Annotated in this window: 22 protein-coding genes; all 22 read left to right on the top strand. The window is 69.7% G+C overall.

Translation table 11 applies throughout. The features are described 5' to 3' along the window. Positions 1-107 precede the first annotated feature (107 nt). Positions 108-353 carry a hypothetical protein gene (locus tag AB0K28_RS34210; RefSeq protein WP_364378057.1) on the top strand — a complete coding sequence of 82 codons (246 nt, stop codon included), beginning with the start codon at positions 108-110 and terminating at the stop codon, positions 351-353. Further along, positions 337-1,788, top strand: coding sequence for a hypothetical protein (locus AB0K28_RS34215; RefSeq protein WP_364378059.1), 1,452 nt, complete (start codon positions 337-339; stop codon positions 1,786-1,788). Before AB0K28_RS34210 ends, AB0K28_RS34215 begins: the two co-directional genes overlap by 17 nt. 12 nt (positions 1,789-1,800) lie before the next feature. Next, complete coding sequence (locus AB0K28_RS34220; RefSeq protein WP_364378061.1) at positions 1,801-1,980, top strand: hypothetical protein; 180 nt, start codon at positions 1,801-1,803, stop codon at positions 1,978-1,980. Positions 1,981-2,024: 44 nt separating this feature from the next. Then, the gene (locus AB0K28_RS34225; protein WP_364378063.1) at positions 2,025-3,143 is read left to right on the top strand and encodes a phage portal protein; all 1,119 of its coding nucleotides are present in this window, start codon (positions 2,025-2,027) and stop codon (positions 3,141-3,143) included. Next, complete coding sequence (locus tag AB0K28_RS34230; protein WP_364378065.1) at positions 3,143-3,931, top strand: HK97 family phage prohead protease; 789 nt, start codon at positions 3,143-3,145, stop codon at positions 3,929-3,931. Before AB0K28_RS34225 ends, AB0K28_RS34230 begins: the two co-directional genes overlap by 1 nt. After that, on the top strand, positions 3,928-5,346 hold the full coding sequence (locus AB0K28_RS34235; RefSeq protein ID WP_364378067.1) for a phage major capsid protein: 1,419 nt from the start codon (positions 3,928-3,930) through the stop codon (positions 5,344-5,346). The genes AB0K28_RS34230 and AB0K28_RS34235 overlap by 4 nt, the downstream gene beginning before the upstream one ends. Before the next feature lie 87 nt (positions 5,347-5,433). Further along, positions 5,434-5,706: a hypothetical protein gene (locus AB0K28_RS34240; protein ID WP_364378069.1), complete on the top strand. Its 273-nt coding sequence runs from the start codon at positions 5,434-5,436 to the stop codon at positions 5,704-5,706. 5 nt (positions 5,707-5,711) lie between these two features. Continuing rightward, positions 5,712-6,311 (top strand): phage head-tail connector protein, encoded by a 600-nt coding sequence (locus tag AB0K28_RS34245; protein ID WP_364378071.1) that lies wholly within the window; start codon positions 5,712-5,714, stop codon positions 6,309-6,311. Continuing rightward, positions 6,311-6,739 (top strand): hypothetical protein, encoded by a 429-nt coding sequence (locus AB0K28_RS34250; protein WP_364378073.1) that lies wholly within the window; start codon positions 6,311-6,313, stop codon positions 6,737-6,739. Before AB0K28_RS34245 ends, AB0K28_RS34250 begins: the two co-directional genes overlap by 1 nt. Positions 6,740-6,741: 2 nt before the next feature. After that, positions 6,742-7,500 (top strand): hypothetical protein, encoded by a 759-nt coding sequence (locus AB0K28_RS34255; protein ID WP_364378075.1) that lies wholly within the window; start codon positions 6,742-6,744, stop codon positions 7,498-7,500. Positions 7,501-7,536: 36 nt separating this feature from the next. After that, positions 7,537-7,953: a hypothetical protein gene (locus tag AB0K28_RS34260; protein WP_364378077.1), complete on the top strand. Its 417-nt coding sequence runs from the start codon at positions 7,537-7,539 to the stop codon at positions 7,951-7,953. A 3-nt stretch (positions 7,954-7,956) separates the two neighbouring features. Beyond that, entirely contained in the window at positions 7,957-8,451 is a 495-nt protein-coding gene (locus AB0K28_RS34265) for a hypothetical protein (protein WP_364378079.1), read from the top strand. 5 nt (positions 8,452-8,456) lie between these two features. After that, positions 8,457-8,891 carry a hypothetical protein gene (locus AB0K28_RS34270; protein WP_364378081.1) on the top strand — a complete coding sequence of 145 codons (435 nt, stop codon included), beginning with the start codon at positions 8,457-8,459 and terminating at the stop codon, positions 8,889-8,891. Between the two features lie 143 nt (positions 8,892-9,034). Further along, positions 9,035-10,576: a hypothetical protein gene (locus AB0K28_RS34275; RefSeq protein ID WP_364378083.1), complete on the top strand. Its 1,542-nt coding sequence runs from the start codon at positions 9,035-9,037 to the stop codon at positions 10,574-10,576. Next, a complete protein-coding gene (locus AB0K28_RS34280; RefSeq protein ID WP_364378085.1) occupies positions 10,576-12,882 on the top strand; it encodes a carbohydrate binding domain-containing protein in 2,307 nt (768 codons plus the stop codon). Before AB0K28_RS34275 ends, AB0K28_RS34280 begins: the two co-directional genes overlap by 1 nt. A gap of 12 nt (positions 12,883-12,894) precedes the next feature. After that, positions 12,895-13,386, top strand: coding sequence for a hypothetical protein (locus AB0K28_RS34285; RefSeq protein WP_364378087.1), 492 nt, complete (start codon positions 12,895-12,897; stop codon positions 13,384-13,386). A 21-nt stretch (positions 13,387-13,407) separates the two neighbouring features. After that, on the top strand, positions 13,408-13,599 hold the full coding sequence (locus AB0K28_RS34290) for a hypothetical protein (RefSeq protein WP_364378089.1): 192 nt from the start codon (positions 13,408-13,410) through the stop codon (positions 13,597-13,599). A gap of 1 nt (position 13,600) precedes the next feature. Continuing rightward, positions 13,601-14,404 (top strand): N-acetylmuramoyl-L-alanine amidase, encoded by an 804-nt coding sequence (locus AB0K28_RS34295; RefSeq protein ID WP_364378091.1) that lies wholly within the window; start codon positions 13,601-13,603, stop codon positions 14,402-14,404. Further along, the gene (locus AB0K28_RS34300) at positions 14,401-14,754 is read left to right on the top strand and encodes a hypothetical protein (RefSeq protein WP_364378093.1); all 354 of its coding nucleotides are present in this window, start codon (positions 14,401-14,403) and stop codon (positions 14,752-14,754) included. The genes AB0K28_RS34295 and AB0K28_RS34300 overlap by 4 nt, the downstream gene beginning before the upstream one ends. Positions 14,755-14,766: 12 nt before the next feature. Then, positions 14,767-15,027, top strand: coding sequence for a hypothetical protein (locus AB0K28_RS34305; RefSeq protein ID WP_364378095.1), 261 nt, complete (start codon positions 14,767-14,769; stop codon positions 15,025-15,027). Between the two features lie 33 nt (positions 15,028-15,060). Then, positions 15,061-15,285, top strand: a complete 225-nt coding sequence (locus AB0K28_RS34310) for a hypothetical protein (RefSeq protein WP_364378097.1) — start codon at positions 15,061-15,063, stop codon at positions 15,283-15,285. Positions 15,286-15,291: 6 nt separating this feature from the next. Further along, entirely contained in the window at positions 15,292-16,101 is an 810-nt protein-coding gene (locus AB0K28_RS34315; RefSeq protein WP_364378099.1) for a DNA adenine methylase, read from the top strand. The last annotated feature ends 203 nt before the right edge of the window (positions 16,102-16,304 follow it).

Raw genomic sequence — 16,304 nt, forward strand, 5'->3', positions numbered from 1 at the left:
TGCAGCACTTCCCTTTTTTTGCTAGTAGCTGCACGGATGACCTCGCGCCCCCCTTTCCGCATCTCTCTCCGGCAAATCGCGCGCCAGGTCGCCAAGGAGGTCATGACATGTCTGACCTGCTCAAGGCCATAGAGAGCGGAGATCGGCGCGCATCGCTCCAGGCGATCAGGGATCGCCTAGCGAACGAGCTACGAGCCGCTGAGGGACGCGACGCTGCCGCCATCGCCAAGGAGCTACGCGCGACGCTCGCTGAGCTGGACGCGCTGCCAGGGGAGGAGGAAGACGCCCTTGACCAGCTCGCCGCCCGCCGTGCGGATCGGATCGCAGACGCCCAGGGTGGCCAACTGGCCTGACTACGTGACGACAGCCGGGCCCGAGGCGATCGACCTGGCCAAGAGCGCGGGCCTGCACCTGGACCCGTGGCAGCAGTTCGTGCTGACCCACGGGCTCGGCGAGACGGCCGAAGGTCTGTGGTCCGCGCCCAAGCTGTCGGTCTGGGTGCCGCGCCAGAACGGCAAGGGCGCGATCCTGGAGGCGCGAGCGCTCGCCGGGCTGTTCCTCCTGCGTGAGCGGCTGATCCTGTGGTCCGCTCACGAGTTCAAGACGGCGGCTGAGGCGTTCATCCGGATCAAGGAGCTGATCCAGGGCACGCCCCACCTGCACAAGCGCGTCCGCCGCTACTGGGAGGGCAACGGAGAGCAGGGCATCGAGCTTCACCAGTCGGCCGGCGGGTCGCGGCTGCGGTTCGTCGCGCGGTCGCGCGGGTCGGGCCGGGGCTTCTCCGGTGACCTGATCATCCTCGACGAGGCGCAAGAGCTGACCGGGGCGCAGATGGCAGCCATGCTGCCGACGATTTCGGCGAGGCCGAACGCGCAAGTCCTGTTCACGGGCACGCCACCGGATGACCCTACGGCCTGGTGCTACGGGCTCAAGGAGGACGGTGAGGCCGGGGTTGAACGGCTCGCCCACTTCGATTGGGGCGCCGATCTCGACCTGAGCAGCATGAGGGAGATCCGCGAGTCTCGGCGGAACGTCGACCTCTGGTACTCCTGCAACCCCTCGCTCGGCATCCGCATCCGCCACGAGACCGTGGTCGACGAGGCCAAGGCGTCCGGGCTCGGCGACCGCTTCCCGATCGAGCGGTTGGGCGTGTGGCATCCGCGCGCCGCCGATGGCCCGTCCGTGATGCGGCTGGAGGACTGGGAAGCATTGGCCGACCTGGACTCTCGGGTCAGCGGGCCGCTGGCCATCGCCGTCGACATCACCCCTGACCGGGCTATGTCGAGCATCGCCCTGTACGGCCTGCGCCGTGACGAGCTGGGCCACGCAGAGGTGATCGACCGCCGTCCGGGAACCGATTGGGTCGTTGAGCGCCTGGTCCAGCTCAAGAAGCGGCACAACCCCGTGGCGATCGGGCTGGACGCGAAGGGCCCCGCGGGCTCCCTCCTGGTCGACCTGGCCAAGGTCGGGATCAAGCCGCCCGACGACCCCGAGAAGCCCAAGCGCGGAGACCTGTTCATACCCACGGCCGGGGAGGTGGCCGCCGCGTGCGGACAGCTCGTCGACGCCGTGGCGCAGTCGACCATGCGGCACATCGACCAGCAGGAGACGACAGACGCCCTCCGAGGCGCGAAGACCCGCCCGCTCGGGGATGCCTGGGCCTGGGGCCGCCGCCTGTCGAACGTCGACATCTCGCCCCTGGTCGGGATCACCCTGGCGCGTGCCGCGTTCGTCACCCGCGCCCACGTGGTGCGCGAGAAGTACGACCCATTGGCCAACATCTTCTGATTGGAGGGCCGCATGCGCTCGCTGCTGTTGTGGGCCGCCACGCTGGTCGGCGAGGTCGCACGCCGGGCCCGTTCGACCTGGCTGGGCCTGGCGGGCGCGCTGCTCGTCTGCGTGGGCCTGGCGCTCGTCTCCCTCGCCGCCGCGCTCGTAGCGGCCGGGGTGTTCCTGCTCATTCTCGACGGGAGGCTGTAGTGGGCCTCTTCTCCGGGCGCCGGCCGCACCGCGAGCGCCGGGAGGTGATTCTCCCGCCTGCGTTCGTCGAGTCCAAGTTCGATCAGGTCGACTTGAGCAGGGCTGAGCAGTCGCTCCAGGCCGTCGCCGTGTGGGCGTCGACCGACCTGCTGGCGTCGCTCGTGAGCGAGATGCCGTTCGACGTATTGCGCGGCCTGGGCGTCGACCGGGAGAGGCTGCGCACGCCGCCGCACCTGCAAGACCCCGGCGCGGACGGCCAGGGCGCGGAGGACTGGCTATACCAGCTCGTCATGTCCTGGCTGCTGCGCGGCAACGGCTTCGGCATGGTCCGGGCGCGCGACCGGCGCGGCGACTACGCCACGGCGATCGAGCTGCTGCACCCCGACCACGTGTCCGGGCGGCTGATCGACGGCGAGCCCAAGTTCGCGTTCGACGGCCGGGACATCCCCAAGCGCGACCTGTTCCACTCGCGCGCCTACCCGCTGCCCGGCGTCGTGCTCGGGCTGTCCCCGGTGGCGCACCACGCCACCACGATCGGCCTGGACATCGCCGTGACCAGGTTTGGGGCGCAGTGGTTCCAGGACGGCGCGCACCCGGGCGGCATGCTGACCAACTCCGAGACGGAGATGACGCCCACGCTGGCGCAGGAGGCCAAACGGCGGTTCCTGGCGGCGCTGCGCGGCTCCCGAGAGCCCGTCGTGCTCGGGAAGGGCTGGGAGTACAAGCAGATCCAGGTGGCCCCGGAAGAGTCGCAGTTCTTGGAGACGCACCGCTACACCGACGCCGAGTGCGCCCGCATCTTCGGCCCCGGCGTCGCAGAGGTCCTGGGCTACGAGTCGGGCGGCTCCATGACGTACTCCAACGTCGAGAGCCGGGCCACGCACCTGCTCGTGTACGCGCTCAACCGCTGGTTGCGGCGGGCTGAGCGGGTGCTCACCAGCATGTTGCCGCGCGGCCAGTACGTCCGATTCAACCGTGACGCGCTGCTCCAGTCGACCACCCTGACGCGGTTCCAGGCTCACGAGCTGGCGCTGCGGAACCGCTGGCAGACCGTCAACGAGGTCCGCGCCATCGAGGACCAGCCGCCTGTCCCGTGGGGCGACGAACCGAACCCGACTACGGCGGCCACGCCTGCCGCGAACGACGACAAGGGGAACACCTGATGGAGCCGCTACGGGACTTGACGCTGGTCCGCGCCGTCCGCGCGCCGGTCCGCGTGGCGCGAGCCGACGACGCCCCGATGCCCACGCTGACGCTGCGGTTCGCCCCGTTCAACGTCTGGTACCGGATCTCCTCCTGGTGGGAGGGCGACTTCATGGAGCGCATGGCCCCCGGCGCGTTCTCCAAGACGATCGCCGAACGCGGCCAGGACGTGAAGATCATGTTCAACCATGGCCGGGACTACACCATCGGCCAGAAGCTCCTGGGCGTGCCCGCCCGCCTGGCCGAGGAGGCAGACTCGCCGGTCGCGGACGTGCCGCTGTTCGACACCTCGTTCAACCGGGACCTACTGCCCGGCCTGGAAGCCGGGGCGTACGGCTCCAGCTTCATGTTCCACGTGCTCCAACACACCTGGAACGAGGAGCCCGGCGTCAGCGACCACAACCCCGAGGGCCTGCCCGAGCGCACCGTGACCGAGGTCCGTCTCCTGGAGACAGGGCCGGTGACCTGGCCCGCCAACCCGGCCGCCAGCGCGGGCATCCGCAGCATGACCGACGACTGGTACGAACACCTCCGGTCCGTTGACCCGACCCACGTGGAGCGCCTGAGCGCCCGCGTCGCAGACCTTCGCACTGCCGCCGCACCCCAGCCGCCGCGAGGCACTGGGAAGCCAACGGCAGCCGCACCCACCGATCCCAAGGAGCCGGCCGCGCGCCACTCCGGGCTGTCGCCGCGCGCACGACGCGAGCGGCTGTACCCGTACCTGAGCAAGAGGGAGGCGTCACGATGACGCTGGAGGAGATGCGCGCCCGCCTGGAGGCCATCGCCACGGAGCGGCGCGAGCTGCACGAGGCCGCGGGCGATGACGCTCTGAACGACGAGCAGTCCGCGCGCTGGGCAGAGCTGGACACGGAGGAGACCGACCTCCGCGAGCAAGTCGACGAGGCGGAGCGGCGCGAGACGGTCGCCGCCTCGCGCGCCCGCTGGCGGACGGCGCAGGTCGGCGTCAAGGTCACGCCGTTCACGGAGGACCCGACCCGCATGGGTCACCGGGAGCTGGTTGACCAGGCCCGCGCGGTGCTCGGCGACGACGAGCATGGCGGCCACCTCGCCGACGAGCAGCGGTCGCGGGTGGAGCGGCTGCTCCAGACCCGCAACGACAACGTGGACGGCAGCTACCTGGCCCGCCGCCTCCTGGTCACGGAGAACCCGGACTACCGCGAGGCGTTCATGCGTCTGGTGACCAGGAACACGCCCGTGCTCACGCCCGAGCAGTCCCGCGCGGTTCAGCGCTGGGAGGAGTACCGGGCCATGTCCATCGGGGTCGATGCGGGCGGCGGCTACGGCGTGCCGGTCATGATCGACCCGACGATCATCCTCACGGCGCAGGGGAGCCCGAACGACTTCTTCTCGCTGGCCAGGGTCGAGACGATCACCACCGACCGGTGGAACGGCGTCAGCTCGGCAGGTGTGACCTGGCAGTTCCGCACGGAGGCCGCGCCCGCCTCCGACAACTCGCCGAGCCTGGTGCAGCCCAGCGTGCCCGTCCACCGCGCGGACGGCTACATCCCGTACTCGCTGGAAGTCGACCAGGACTACCCCGGCTTCGCAGGCGAGATGTCCACGTTGCTCGGCGAGGGCTACTCCGAGCTGCTGGTGAACAAGCTGACGACCGGCACGGGCACCAACGAGCCGACCGGTATCGTCACGGCCCTGACCGGCACCTCTTCGGCGGTGTTCACCGCGACGGCCGGGACCATCACGGCGGCCGACATCAACGACTTGTGGGCCGCGCTGCCCATTCGTTACCGCAACGCGCGGGCCGCGTGGATGGGCTCGACCGACGTGAACAACGCCGTGCAGCAGCTCGGCGCGGGCGGCAACGACTCGGCGTTCACCGTCGACTTCACCGCCGAGGGCGTGATGGTCCTCAAGGGCCGCCGCTTCTACCTGAACGACTACTTCGGCGCGCTCCCGGCCGGCACCACCGCCGCCGCCCTGGCGGTCGTGGGCGACTGGCGGAACTACCTGATCGCCCAGCGTGCGGGCATGAGCATCGAACTCATCCCGCACGTGTTCGACGCTCCGGGCGCGGGCGGCAACGTCGTCCCGACCGGCCAGCGGGCTTGGTTCGCGTGGGCGCGCGTCGGCGCCGACTCGATCAACGACGCCGGGCTGCGCCTGCTGCGCAACAAGACGAGCTGACCAGCTCGGACTCCGAACCCCACCACAGATCAAGGGCCGCGCACGACCGGTCGTGCGCGGCCCCGCACCATGCCAGGAGGCAAGGACATGGGCGTCGTGTACGTCAAGCAGGATTGCGTGGTCCGCTGGTCACAGGGCCAGTCGCCGCTGAGCTACGGCGACGTATGGGACGACGCCGCGCCGCTGGTCGTCGAGCGGCCCGACCTGTTCAGCGCCGAGCCGACCCGCATCCGGGGCCGCCAGGCCCGGCCCGAGGTCGACGAGCGCCAGGAGGAGCCCGCCGTGCCGCCGCCCGTGGAGACCGCCACGGTGGACCCCGGCGCGAAGCGCACCACGGCGGCCAGGACGAAGCGGAAGTAACCAGCGTGGCCTACATCGAGTTGACCACGCTCAAGACCGCGCTCGGCATCACCGACGACGAGCGCGATGCCCTGCTGGCCCAGGCCATCGCCGCCGCTGAGGAGCACATCCACAACCGGACTGGCCGCATGACCTTCAGCCGGGACAACGAGCCGTCCGCCCGCCTCTTCCGGGTGCGCGGCCGGACCGTGCGCGGCGAGGAGTGGTCGGAGGCCCTGGTGGTTGACGACATCGCCACCACTGACGGCCTGGTAGTGGAGGTCGGCGACGGCTTGACGTTCGAGACCGTCGAACCACTCGGCTACGAGACCATGCCCGAGAACGCCACGGCGAAGGGCTGGCCGATCACGGCGCTCGAACGCCGCTACTCCTGGTGGAGCCTCTTCCGTGCCGTCCGAGTCACTGCGTTCTGGGGCTGGCCGGCCATCCCGGCCGGAGTCAAGCAGGCAACGCTACTCCAGGCGTCACGGCTCTACCGGCGCAAGGACTCGCCCGAGGGTGTGGCGGGCAACGCCGAGTGGGGGCTTGTCCGGGTTCCACACCTGGACCCCGATCTGAGGTCGCTCGTCGACCCGTACCGGCTGCCGGGGTTCGGGGGTGCGTGATGGATGTCGGCGCAGTCCGCAAGGGCCTCGCGCGGGCCGTGAAGGCTGGCGTCCCCTCGCTGAATTGCTTCGGCTACGTGCCCGACTCCTGCCCAGAGCCGTGCTTCTACGCGGGAGAGGTCGAGATCACGTTCGACCGTACGTTCGGCCGCGGGCTCGACGAGATCGAGGTCACATGCCGTCTGCTCGTCTCGCGCGCCGACGACCGCAGCGGCCAGGCCGCGCTAGACCGCTACCTGGCCGGCTCCGGGCCGCACTCCATCAAGGCGGCGCTCGTGGCCGCCCGAGGGGCGCCGGGCGAACTCGCACTCGACGGCCTGTGCGATGACCTGCACCTGATGCGCGTGCAGGCGTACCGGATGTACCAGGTCGGCGAGGTCCAGTACTACGGCGCGGAGCTGATCGTCCGCGTGATCGGGAGGGGATGACCATGCCGGGCTTCGTGCTGCTCGACGCGCGCCTGTTCGCCGGGCCGGTCGACCTGACCAGCGTCAACAACAGCGTCACCCTGAACTGCGAGATCGAGGAGAAGCCCACCACGGCCTTTGGCGACCAGGGGTGGACGGCGCTGCTCGGCGGGCTGTTCTCCACCGGGATCGAGGCGGCGGGCCAATGGGAAGCCGGAGAGGATGCCGCGGCGGCGGTTCAGGCTGTCGACCCCGCCTCGTGGGACGGCCTGGTCAACCGCAGGCAACAGCCATGGACAGCCTGCCCGGAGTCGGCCGACGTGGGCTCGCTGGCGTGGTTCACCGGCGCTCGGCGTTCGTCGTACACGCTCGGTGAGGCCGTGGGCGAGGTCGCGCCGTGGCAGAGTAAGGCCACGTCGTCGGGGCCGCTCGTGCGAGGTGTCGTAGTGCACGCTCCAGGCGTCCCACGATCGTCGGCAGGCTCAGGAGCTGCCCGGAATCTCGGTCCTCTCAACGCGTCTCAGCGGCTTCACGCGGCGCTTCACGTGCTCTCCGTCGCGGGCACAACGCCGTCCATCACGCTCCGCGTGGAGTCGGCGGCCAACGAGGCGTTCACGGCCCCGACGATCAGGGCGACGTTCACGGCCGCCACCGCCGACGACGAGCGCGGGCAGCTCGTCACCGTCGCCGGCCCCGTGAGCGACACCTGGTGGCGCATCGCCTGGACCGTCGCGGGCACGTCGCCGTCCTTCCTGTTCCTCTCGGCGCTCGGCATCGCCTGACGCGTCATTGATCTTTGCTCGTAAGGAGGGCCCCACGTGGCCAAGATGGTGCTGCTCGCCTCGTTTCTCTCGATCGGCGGCAACGACCTGTCCGACCGCACGTCCAAGGTCGAGCTGGTCGCGGAGATCGAGGACAAGGACGTGACCACGTTCGCGTCTCTCGGGTGGAAGGAAGTGCTCGGCGGTCTGGCATCCGGGTCGCTCGGCGCGGTCTTCAAGCAGGACTACGCCGCCGCCGAGCTGGACGCCACCATGTGGCCGCTGTTCCTCACCCGCACCCCGCAGGCGTTCGAGGTCCGAGCGGACAACGCGGCGGCCGGCCCGTCCAATCCGAAGTACACGGGCTTCGTGCTGATCAAGAGTTGGAAGCCGCTCGCGGGCTCGGTGGGTGACGTCGCCGAGGTCGACGTGTCGTGGCCGACCTCCGGGGCAATCACGCGCGCCGTGGCGTAGCCGGTGGAGATCCGGGCCGACGCCGACTCGCTCGTGCAGCTCGGCAAGGCGCTGCGCAAGGAGGAGGACGGCAAGGAACTGCGCCGTGACCTGATCCGGGCGCTCAAGGTGCCGCTCGTGCCCGCCGTCGCCGAGATCAAGTCGGGTCTGCTCTCCATGTCCTCCGGCAGTCTCCGGCCGGGCAAGGAATCGCTACGCCGGGCCGCCGCCCGGAAGGTGACCACTCAGGTCAAGCTCTCCGGGTTCGCCGCCGGCGTCCGCGTGCGCGCTCGCAAGACCCCGGCCGTGCGCGGGTTCGCCAACGCGCCCAAGCGACTCAACCAGGCGAAGGGCTGGCGTCATCGGGTGTTCGGGCGGAACACGTGGGTGATCCAGTTCGGCAAGCCGCACTACTTCGACGACCCGCTACGTCACCGCCGCGCCGAGTTCCGCGCTGCCGTCGTAGCGGCCATGAACGACACCGCCCGCAGGATTGCAGACCGCGCACAGAGAGGTTGACCAGCGTGATTGTCATCTACCAGCCCGAGAACGGCGACGAGCAGCGGTGGGAGTTCGACCCGCGCAAGGTGCCCGCAAGCAAGGCCGAGATGATCGAGCGGCGCGCGGGCGAGTCGTGGGAGGCATGGCTCGGCGCTGTCCAGTCCGGCAGCATCCGCGCCCGCCGCGTCCTGCTCTGGCACCTGCTCACCATTCGCCACTACGGCCTGCGGTGGGAGGACGTGCCCGACTTCATGGCCGGTGAGCTGGTCGTACAGAACACGCTCGATGAGCTGACCGCGATGCGCAACCGCGCGGCCAAGGCCAAGCTGCCCGCCGACCAGCGCGCCCAGGTGATGACCGCGCTCGACCTGGCCATCACGGAGGCCACGGAGCGCGACCCCGAGCCCGAGGGAAAAGCCCCCTCGCAGACCTACGCGAACGATACGCCTTCGCGATAGCCGAGGTCCTGCACATCCGCCCGTGGGAGCAACGCGAGCTGCTGACCGCCGAGGAATTGCTCCGGGCGGTCGCCTACATCGACCAGCGTAACCAGGCCGCCGAGGAAGCGGCCCGTGCGGTCCAGTCGCAGGGGAGGTGACCCGTGGGGGACACATCCCTGCTTTTCTCCATTCTGGCCAGGTCCAATCTGGCGCAGACCCTTCGGGGCGATGCGCAGGCGACGCGCGAGCTCCAGTCGACCATCATGGCCGGCGCAGGCCGGGCCGCGTCGGGCGTGGGCGTGCTGTCGGCCGCGCTCGGCGTGCTGTCGGTGGTCGGTGTGGCCTCGTTCGCCGGGCTGGCGGTCGCCGTGGCCGGGCTGGGCCTGGGCATCTTGGGTCTGGGCGTCGCAGCGGTCGCGGCGAACGAGCACGTCAAGGCCGCGTTCGGTGGTCTGGTTGCGGACACGAAAGCGGTTGTCCAGAGCGCCGCCGCGCCGCTGATTCCGTACCTGCTGGCCATCGCGTCGGAAGCGCGTACTCTCCTGCTGCCGCTGGGAGAGAGCTTGTCTCGCGCGTTCACAGCGCTTGGACCTGCGGTGTTGTCCATGGCGTCGTCCGTGATCGCTGGCCTACGTCCCTTGGTCGACGCGATCGGACCCATCACGGAGGCCACGACGCCGCTGCTCGTGGCGCTCGGTGCTGGCTTGCGGCCAGTGCTGGCCGCGCTGGCGTCGACCATGCTCATGGTCGCAGAGACTGCCGGACGTTTCGCGCCGCAACTCGAACTACTGTTCGTAAATGTCGGGATGCTCGTCTCCGCGCTCGGGCCACTCCTGTCCGGCTTGATCGACCTCGGAGCGCCGATCATCGGCCCCCTGCTGGGCCTGGTCAGCTCCCTGGTCCTCCAGCTCTCGACAGGGCTGCGGCCCGTCTTCGCGCAGCTCGGGCCGATCCTGGGCGATACGGTGTCGGCCCTGAGTCCACTGCTCGGTGTGCTCGGCGAGCTGGTCGTGTCCGTCCTGCCCCTGCTGCCGCCCTTGATCCGCATCGCGGCCGAACAGATCCAACTCTGGGTGCCGATCTTGACCGGCGTCGTCCAGGCGGCAACCTGGCTGGTCCGGCTGCTCGTCGACAACCTCGTGCCCGTGCTCGACCTGGTGGCGCGAGCCTCGCAGACGGCGGGCGACTGGATGACCCGCGTCTGGTCGGAGGTCGAGCGCCAGACCGGCATTGTCGTCGGCGGCATCCGGGGCTGGTGGAACGGCCTGGTCAATGACGTGACCAGCCTGCCAGGCCGGATCACGGCAGGGGCGCGCGGCATGTGGGACGGCATCGTGAACGGCTTCAAGGCCGCCGTGAACTGGATCATCTCCGGGTGGAACCGCCTGTCGTTCACCCTGCCGCGCGTCGACATCCCGTACGTCGGCAGCTTCGGCGGGTTCACGGTCGGTGTGCCGCAAATCCCCTACCTGGCCAAGGGCGGCAACATCGTCGGCGCGGGCCTGGCCGTCGTCGGCGAGGCCGGCCCCGAGCTGGTGTCACTGCCTCGCGGCGCTCAGGTAACGCCGCTGGGCCGAGGCGGCGGCGACACCTACGTCTTCCAGATCACGGGCGCGCTCGACCCGCTGGCGGTCGCGCGAGAGGTGGAGAAGGTGCTCAAGAAGTACGCCCGCGACACGGGCCGCGTCTCCCTGGGGTTCTGATGGAGTTCGAGCCGCTGATCGAGATCGAGTTCGAGCCCGGCACCTGGACCGACATCACGCCCTGGGTTCGCGTCGGCGAGGGCATCCGGATCGTGCGCGGCCGGGGCGACGAGCAAGACCAGGTGCAGGCCGGGACGCTCGCGTTCGCGCTCAACAACGACGGCAGGTTCACCCCCGGCAACCCGGCCAGCCCGTACTACCCGAACGTGCGCAAGGGCCGCCCGATCCGGGCATCGGTGGAGGTCGTCGACTCGTGGCTGTCCATCGCCAACGGCAGCTTCGAGGCCGGCGCGGCGGGCTGGAGGTCGGCCCCAGTGAGCGGAGGGCCGAACATCTACCAGCAACCGAGCTGGTCGCCGGGCATCGCCGGGGGCGGCACCGCGAGCCTGCGGATCGACTGGAGCGGCGCCGCGAACTCCTTCGTCTCGACCGACATGACCGGGCTGACCCCTGGCCGCACGTACACCGCGTCGGCGTACGTGTACGTCGGGGCGGGCTCTCCAGCGGTGCGGCTGACCGTCCCCGGCCTGGCTTCGGGGCCGTTCACGATGGGGACCGGCACCTGGCAGCGGATCACGGTCACCTTCACGGCCACCGCCACGACTCACCTGCTCTCCGTGGATGACGACACGGCGGCCACGGGCACGGCGTGGGTCGACTGCGTGCAGGTGGAGGACGGCAGCACCGCCACGGCGTACGGGCCGACGCGGATCACCGCGCGGTTCTCGCGGTTCTTCGGCTATGTCAACGAGTGGCCGGTGACGTTCGAGGGCGGCGGCCGGGTGGTCATCTCGCACATCACCGCCACCGACTCCTTCAAGCGGCTGGGGAGGCTCTCGCCGCTCCGCTCGCTCCTGGAGGAGGAAATGCTCGCGCTCGAACCGGATGGCTACTGGACGCTGGGCGAGTCGTCCGGCAGCTCCGCGGGCGACACGTCGGGCAAGGGCAGGCCGCCGCTCACCGTCTACCAGGTGGCCGGCGCGGGCGGGTCGGTGAACTTCGGCCAGGGCACCGGGCCGGGCACTGACGGTCTGGCCGCCGTGGTGTTCAACCCGGCGTCGGCCACGGAGGGCAAGGGCCTGCGCGCGGAGGTTCCCCTCCTGCCGCAGACCGGCGAATGGGTGCTCGCCTGTTGGTTCACCACGAGCACGCCCGGCCGCGACCTCCTGCAACTGCGGTACACCGAGTACGACGTGATCTCGCTGGCACTGGGGTTGAACGCGAGCGGGCAGCTCCGCGCTCGGGCGTACTGGTACAACAGCTCCAGCCCGGACACCTCGTCGTCGGCGATGAGCGGCAACCTGGCCAACGGGCTGACCCACTTCATCGCGGTCAGCCGGTGGCCAGGCCAGAACGCGGTGTGGGCCTGGATCGACGGCGGGCCCACGGCGAACGCCTTCGCCCTGCCGAACATGGAGTCGGCCATCTTCTACAACCTGCTGACGGCGGGCGGGCTCACGCACAACGGCACGCCGAACCTGTACGCCGGGACGCTCGCGCACGTCTGGTACGCCAAGCGCGGCACCATGCCCGACTGGACGAACGTCTGGAGCGCAGGTAACGGCAGCTCGGAGACGACCGTCCAGCGGTTCAACCGGCTGTGCCGCCTGCTCGGCATTGACGGCCTGGTCCTGGGCGACAGCAGCGTCCAGATCGGCGCGCAGGCCACCAGCGGCCAGCCACCGATCGAGGTCCTGCGCGAGGTGGCCGACGTGGAGGGCGGCCTCATCTACGCCGCCCGCGACGATGGCCGCCTGGTGTTCGAGACCCGCGCCAGCCGCACCACGCAGGCCGTCTCAGTGATCCTCTCGGGCACCATCCGGGAGGACGCGCTGCGCTGGTCCGACGATGACCAGCACCTCGTCAACGACGTGACCCACAGCCGCGAGGGCGGCGCGGAACAGCGGGTGACCGATGAGGCCAGCATCGCCGAGTACGGCAGGTACGCCGTCAAGAAGACGCTGCCGTGGGGCACCGACTCCGACGCCTTGGAGGCGGCGCAGCGGCGCGTCCAGACCGGGGCCGACCCGAGACCGCGCATCACGAGCGTCCGCGTGGTCACCAACGCCATACCCGAGCACGCCGACATGCTCGGGCTCGACATCTCCGGCGTGATGCAGGTCAACGACCTGCCGCCCGGCTCGCCGGCGAACGCCGCGGCGGTCCGGGTGGAGGGCTACGCGGAGACCATCATGTTCAACCACCACGAGATCACGTTCAACACCTCGCCCGTGGCCTTCGGCGTCGGGTGGTGGCTCGGCGTGCCTGGCGCGTCCGAGCTGGGCGTGACGACTCGTATCACGTAGCAGGAGGCGATCGTGGCCGACCCGGTGAGCCCCGCCGAGGGGCAGCTCATCGACAAGGCGTTCTGGGACATCGAGGTCTACGACCGGGCGATGAACCTGGAGGGCCCTTGGACGCCCTACACCCCGACGTGGAAGGCGGGCGCTGTGGCCGCCACCATCGGGAATGGCACCCTGACTGGCAAGTACAAGAAGGTCGGCAGGCTGATCTTCTGGGCGTTCCGATTCGCCTGGGGATCGACGACTCCTGTTCCCACGGACGCCGGGATCTGGTTCTTCGGCTTCCCGCCTGGACTGCCCATCGTCGGTGACCAGGCGGGCTCTGCACGATGCACGAGCCCCAACGGGTTTCAGTGGCCGCTCAGCGTGTCGCAGAACGTTGGGATCGAGATGTGGTTCACCACCCCGGCCGATGCCGCGATCAGCCGGACCGTCCCGTACACGTGGGGCGCGTCGACGGCTGGCCGGTCGATCACCGCCAGCGGGTTCTACGAGACCACGGCCTGACCCATGACCAAGGAGGGCGACGTGTCCACGGACACCGAGGTCCTGGAACGCCTCACGCGGATCGAGGTCAAGCTCGATGCCGCCATGAGCCGGGGCGACGACCACGAAACCCGCATCCGGCGACTGGAGCGCGTCGTGTGGATCGCCGCCGGCGCCGCTGCGACGGGCGGCGGGCTGCTCGGCTCGATCATTCAGCAGATGACAGGAGGGTGACATGCCGTGGTTGACGCAGCTCGCCGATGTGGCGCGCGGCGCCGGGCTCGACGTGATGGAGGTGGCGGGCTGGAAGACGCGGGGGCACGGCGAGCAGCCTGGGGTGAAGGGCATTGTGGTGCACCACACCGCCGGCTGGGATGACCTCCACGTCGTGAGGGACGGGCGGCCCGGCCTGGACGGGCCGCTCTCGCATATCTGGCTGCGGAAGGACGGCCGGGTGTTCGTGGTGGCGGCCGGGCGGTGCTGGCACAACGCGCCGTCGACCAGCGTGAATCACTCGAACTCGAACGCCATCGGGATCGAGGCAGAGAACGACGGCCGGGCCCCGTGGCCGAAGGTCCAGCTCGACGCCTACAAGCGGCTGTGCGCCGCGCTGTGCAGGGTGTACGGCCTGGCCCCGAACAGTGTGAAGGGGCACAAGGAGGTCCAGCGCGGCAAGCCCGACCCGCACTCGATCAACATGGCGGGCTTCCGGACGGACGTGGCGCGGCTGATGACTGGCGTCGACCAGCCGCCGAAGCCGAAGCCGTTGCCGGGCAACGCGGGCGTGCCCGACTTCCCCGGCCGCGTGCTGCGCCTGACGCTGCCGCTGATGACCGGCGAGGACGTGAGCACATGGCAGGCCCAGGTCCGCAAGCGGTTCGTGTCCGGCCTGGTCGTCGATGGCTGGTACGGCCCGGCCTGTCGACGGGCGTGCGAGCAGGTGCAGGCCAAGGTCGGCGTGCCGGTGAATGGGCGCGTCAACGCGGAGACGTGGCTCCTCACGTGGGTGTGGGAGCCGGGAACGAAGGAGAAGGCATGAGGAAGGCTCTCGCGGTCGCCGCCGCGGCGCTGCTGCTCGCCGGCTCGGCGGGCGTCGGCGCGTACGCCGCCACGTCGGCCGCCGCGCCGAAGGTTGTGGGCCTGTGCGCGAACACGAAGAACGGCGGCTACACGCGCACACTGGAGGCGAAGAACCTGGTCAAGAGCCAGTACGGCAAGTGCCGCAAGGGCGAGGCCAAGGTGTCCATGCCCACGGTCGACCACCCGTCCATCAAGACGCCGCCGCGCGGCATCGACAAGGCGTTCAAGCTCACGCTGCCGACCGGAACCTACAGCTGTACCTGGCAGGCGTCGGCCGCCACTCTGGCGTGCACCGCACCGTCGTCCTGACGCGGGCCCGCCATGTCGCGGCCTGTCGTTGGCTCCTTCGTCCAGGTGCGCGGGCTGCTCGGCGTGCACAACGGCGCGGAGACCGTGAGCGCGGTGGTCACGCGCGTGTGGTCCAGCATGCAGCTCGGCGCGCACCTGGTGTGGCTGGTGAACCTTCACGTCTTCCACGACGGTCCTGAGACCGTCTGGAGGCCGCACGTCTATCTCTTCCCCGACGAGCAGGCCGCTCGTGCGGTGCCCGGCTTCAACGCCTGGTGGCCGCCGAGCGGCTGACGCTCTTGTTCTTCTGATGCCCTGGGAGGGCTCATGTCCGTCGAAACCAAGCGCAGCCTGCGCACCGTTCTGCAGACGCTCGTGGCCATCGCCATCGTGCTGCCCAACGTGGTGGAGGTAGCCGGCATCCCGGCCACGCTGCCGTGGGTCGCGGGCGCGCTGGCTGTCGCTGGCGGTCTGGCGCGCGTGATGGCGCTGCCGGCTGTTCAGTCGCTCCTGGCCAAGGTCGGGCTCGGCACGATCGAGCGGAGCAAGTAACCAACGATGCCGATCAAGCACCAGGCCCCATTCCCGTACTATGGGGCCAAGTCCAGGCTTGCGCCGTGGATTCTCTCGTTCGTGCCCGACCACATCACGTACGTTGAGCCGTTCGTGGGATCTGGTGCGGTCCTGCTGGCCAAGCCTCCGTCGCGAACCGAGGTCATCAACGACCTCAACGGCGACGTGGTGAACTTCTGGCGAGTGCTGCGCGACCGGCATGACGAGTTGGTCGCGCGGCTTCAGCTCACACCGTACGCCCGCGACGAGTACCTATTCTGCCGGGACAGCGAGCACGGCCACGCGGACGAGATCGAACGGGCGCGCCGGTTCTTCACCAGGTGCGCCCTGGCATACAACGCGAGCACCACGCGCGTGGGGTTCTCGACCTCCGGGCCGCGCCGCAGGGGCAAGGCCGCGACGTTCGTGCGGCGGGTTGATGAGCGCCTGGCGGCCGTCGCCGAACGGCTTCGCGGAGTTGAGGTCGAGAACATGGACGCACTGGATCTGATTAAGCGGTGGCGCGACCCCGAAGCGGTGCTGTACCTAGATCCGCCGTACCTCAATGACGCTCGGGCAAGCAAGGGCAACTACGCCACGGACAACGGGGCGGTGGCATTCCACGAGCACCTGATCGAGACCCTGATCGATCACCCGGCCACGGTCCTGCTGTCCGGATATGCGGCGGCCGGCTCGCCGTACGAGAGGCTGCGTTGGATGCGCCACGAGACTTCCGTGACGGCGCACGTCTCGAATAGGACGGGCGCAAGGCGGGTGGAGTGCCTGTGGGTGAACCGCTGGCCATCCTCCATGTGATGCTCGGCGGTACCAGCCGCTTCGCTGCTGCTTTCCATGCAGGCATCTGGACGGCTGTCTTCGCTAGGCTCACATCTGAATATGGCTCGGCCATTCAGGTCGGTAGTGGCCATAAGCGACGGTTCGGAGATACGGACCAAGGTCGCTGTGTGTATCAGGACAGGGTGCCGATGCTGGCGTCCTGATTATCGACCCATCTCCAG

The sequence above is a fragment of the Nonomuraea sp. NPDC049504 genome, from assembly GCF_040676845.1.
Taxonomy (GTDB): Bacteria; Actinomycetota; Actinomycetes; order Streptosporangiales; family Streptosporangiaceae; genus Nonomuraea; species Nonomuraea salmonea.

Coding starts and splice junctions, on each gene's coding strand:
- AB0K28_RS34230 (WP_364378065.1), top strand. CDS start 3,143: ATGGAGCCGCTACGGGACTTGACGCTGGTCCGCGCCGTCCGCGCGCCG.
- AB0K28_RS34255 (WP_364378075.1), top strand. CDS start 6,742: ATGCCGGGCTTCGTGCTGCTCGACGCGCGCCTGTTCGCCGGGCCGGTC.
- AB0K28_RS34210 (WP_364378057.1), top strand. CDS start 108: ATGTCTGACCTGCTCAAGGCCATAGAGAGCGGAGATCGGCGCGCATCG.
- AB0K28_RS34280 (WP_364378085.1), top strand. CDS start 10,576: ATGGAGTTCGAGCCGCTGATCGAGATCGAGTTCGAGCCCGGCACCTGG.
- AB0K28_RS34220 (WP_364378061.1), top strand. CDS start 1,801: ATGCGCTCGCTGCTGTTGTGGGCCGCCACGCTGGTCGGCGAGGTCGCA.
- AB0K28_RS34235 (WP_364378067.1), top strand. CDS start 3,928: ATGACGCTGGAGGAGATGCGCGCCCGCCTGGAGGCCATCGCCACGGAG.
- AB0K28_RS34295 (WP_364378091.1), top strand. CDS start 13,601: ATGCCGTGGTTGACGCAGCTCGCCGATGTGGCGCGCGGCGCCGGGCTC.
- AB0K28_RS34315 (WP_364378099.1), top strand. CDS start 15,292: ATGCCGATCAAGCACCAGGCCCCATTCCCGTACTATGGGGCCAAGTCC.
- AB0K28_RS34250 (WP_364378073.1), top strand. CDS start 6,311: ATGGATGTCGGCGCAGTCCGCAAGGGCCTCGCGCGGGCCGTGAAGGCT.
- AB0K28_RS34240 (WP_364378069.1), top strand. CDS start 5,434: ATGGGCGTCGTGTACGTCAAGCAGGATTGCGTGGTCCGCTGGTCACAG.
- AB0K28_RS34310 (WP_364378097.1), top strand. CDS start 15,061: ATGTCCGTCGAAACCAAGCGCAGCCTGCGCACCGTTCTGCAGACGCTC.
- AB0K28_RS34300 (WP_364378093.1), top strand. CDS start 14,401: ATGAGGAAGGCTCTCGCGGTCGCCGCCGCGGCGCTGCTGCTCGCCGGC.
- AB0K28_RS34305 (WP_364378095.1), top strand. CDS start 14,767: ATGTCGCGGCCTGTCGTTGGCTCCTTCGTCCAGGTGCGCGGGCTGCTC.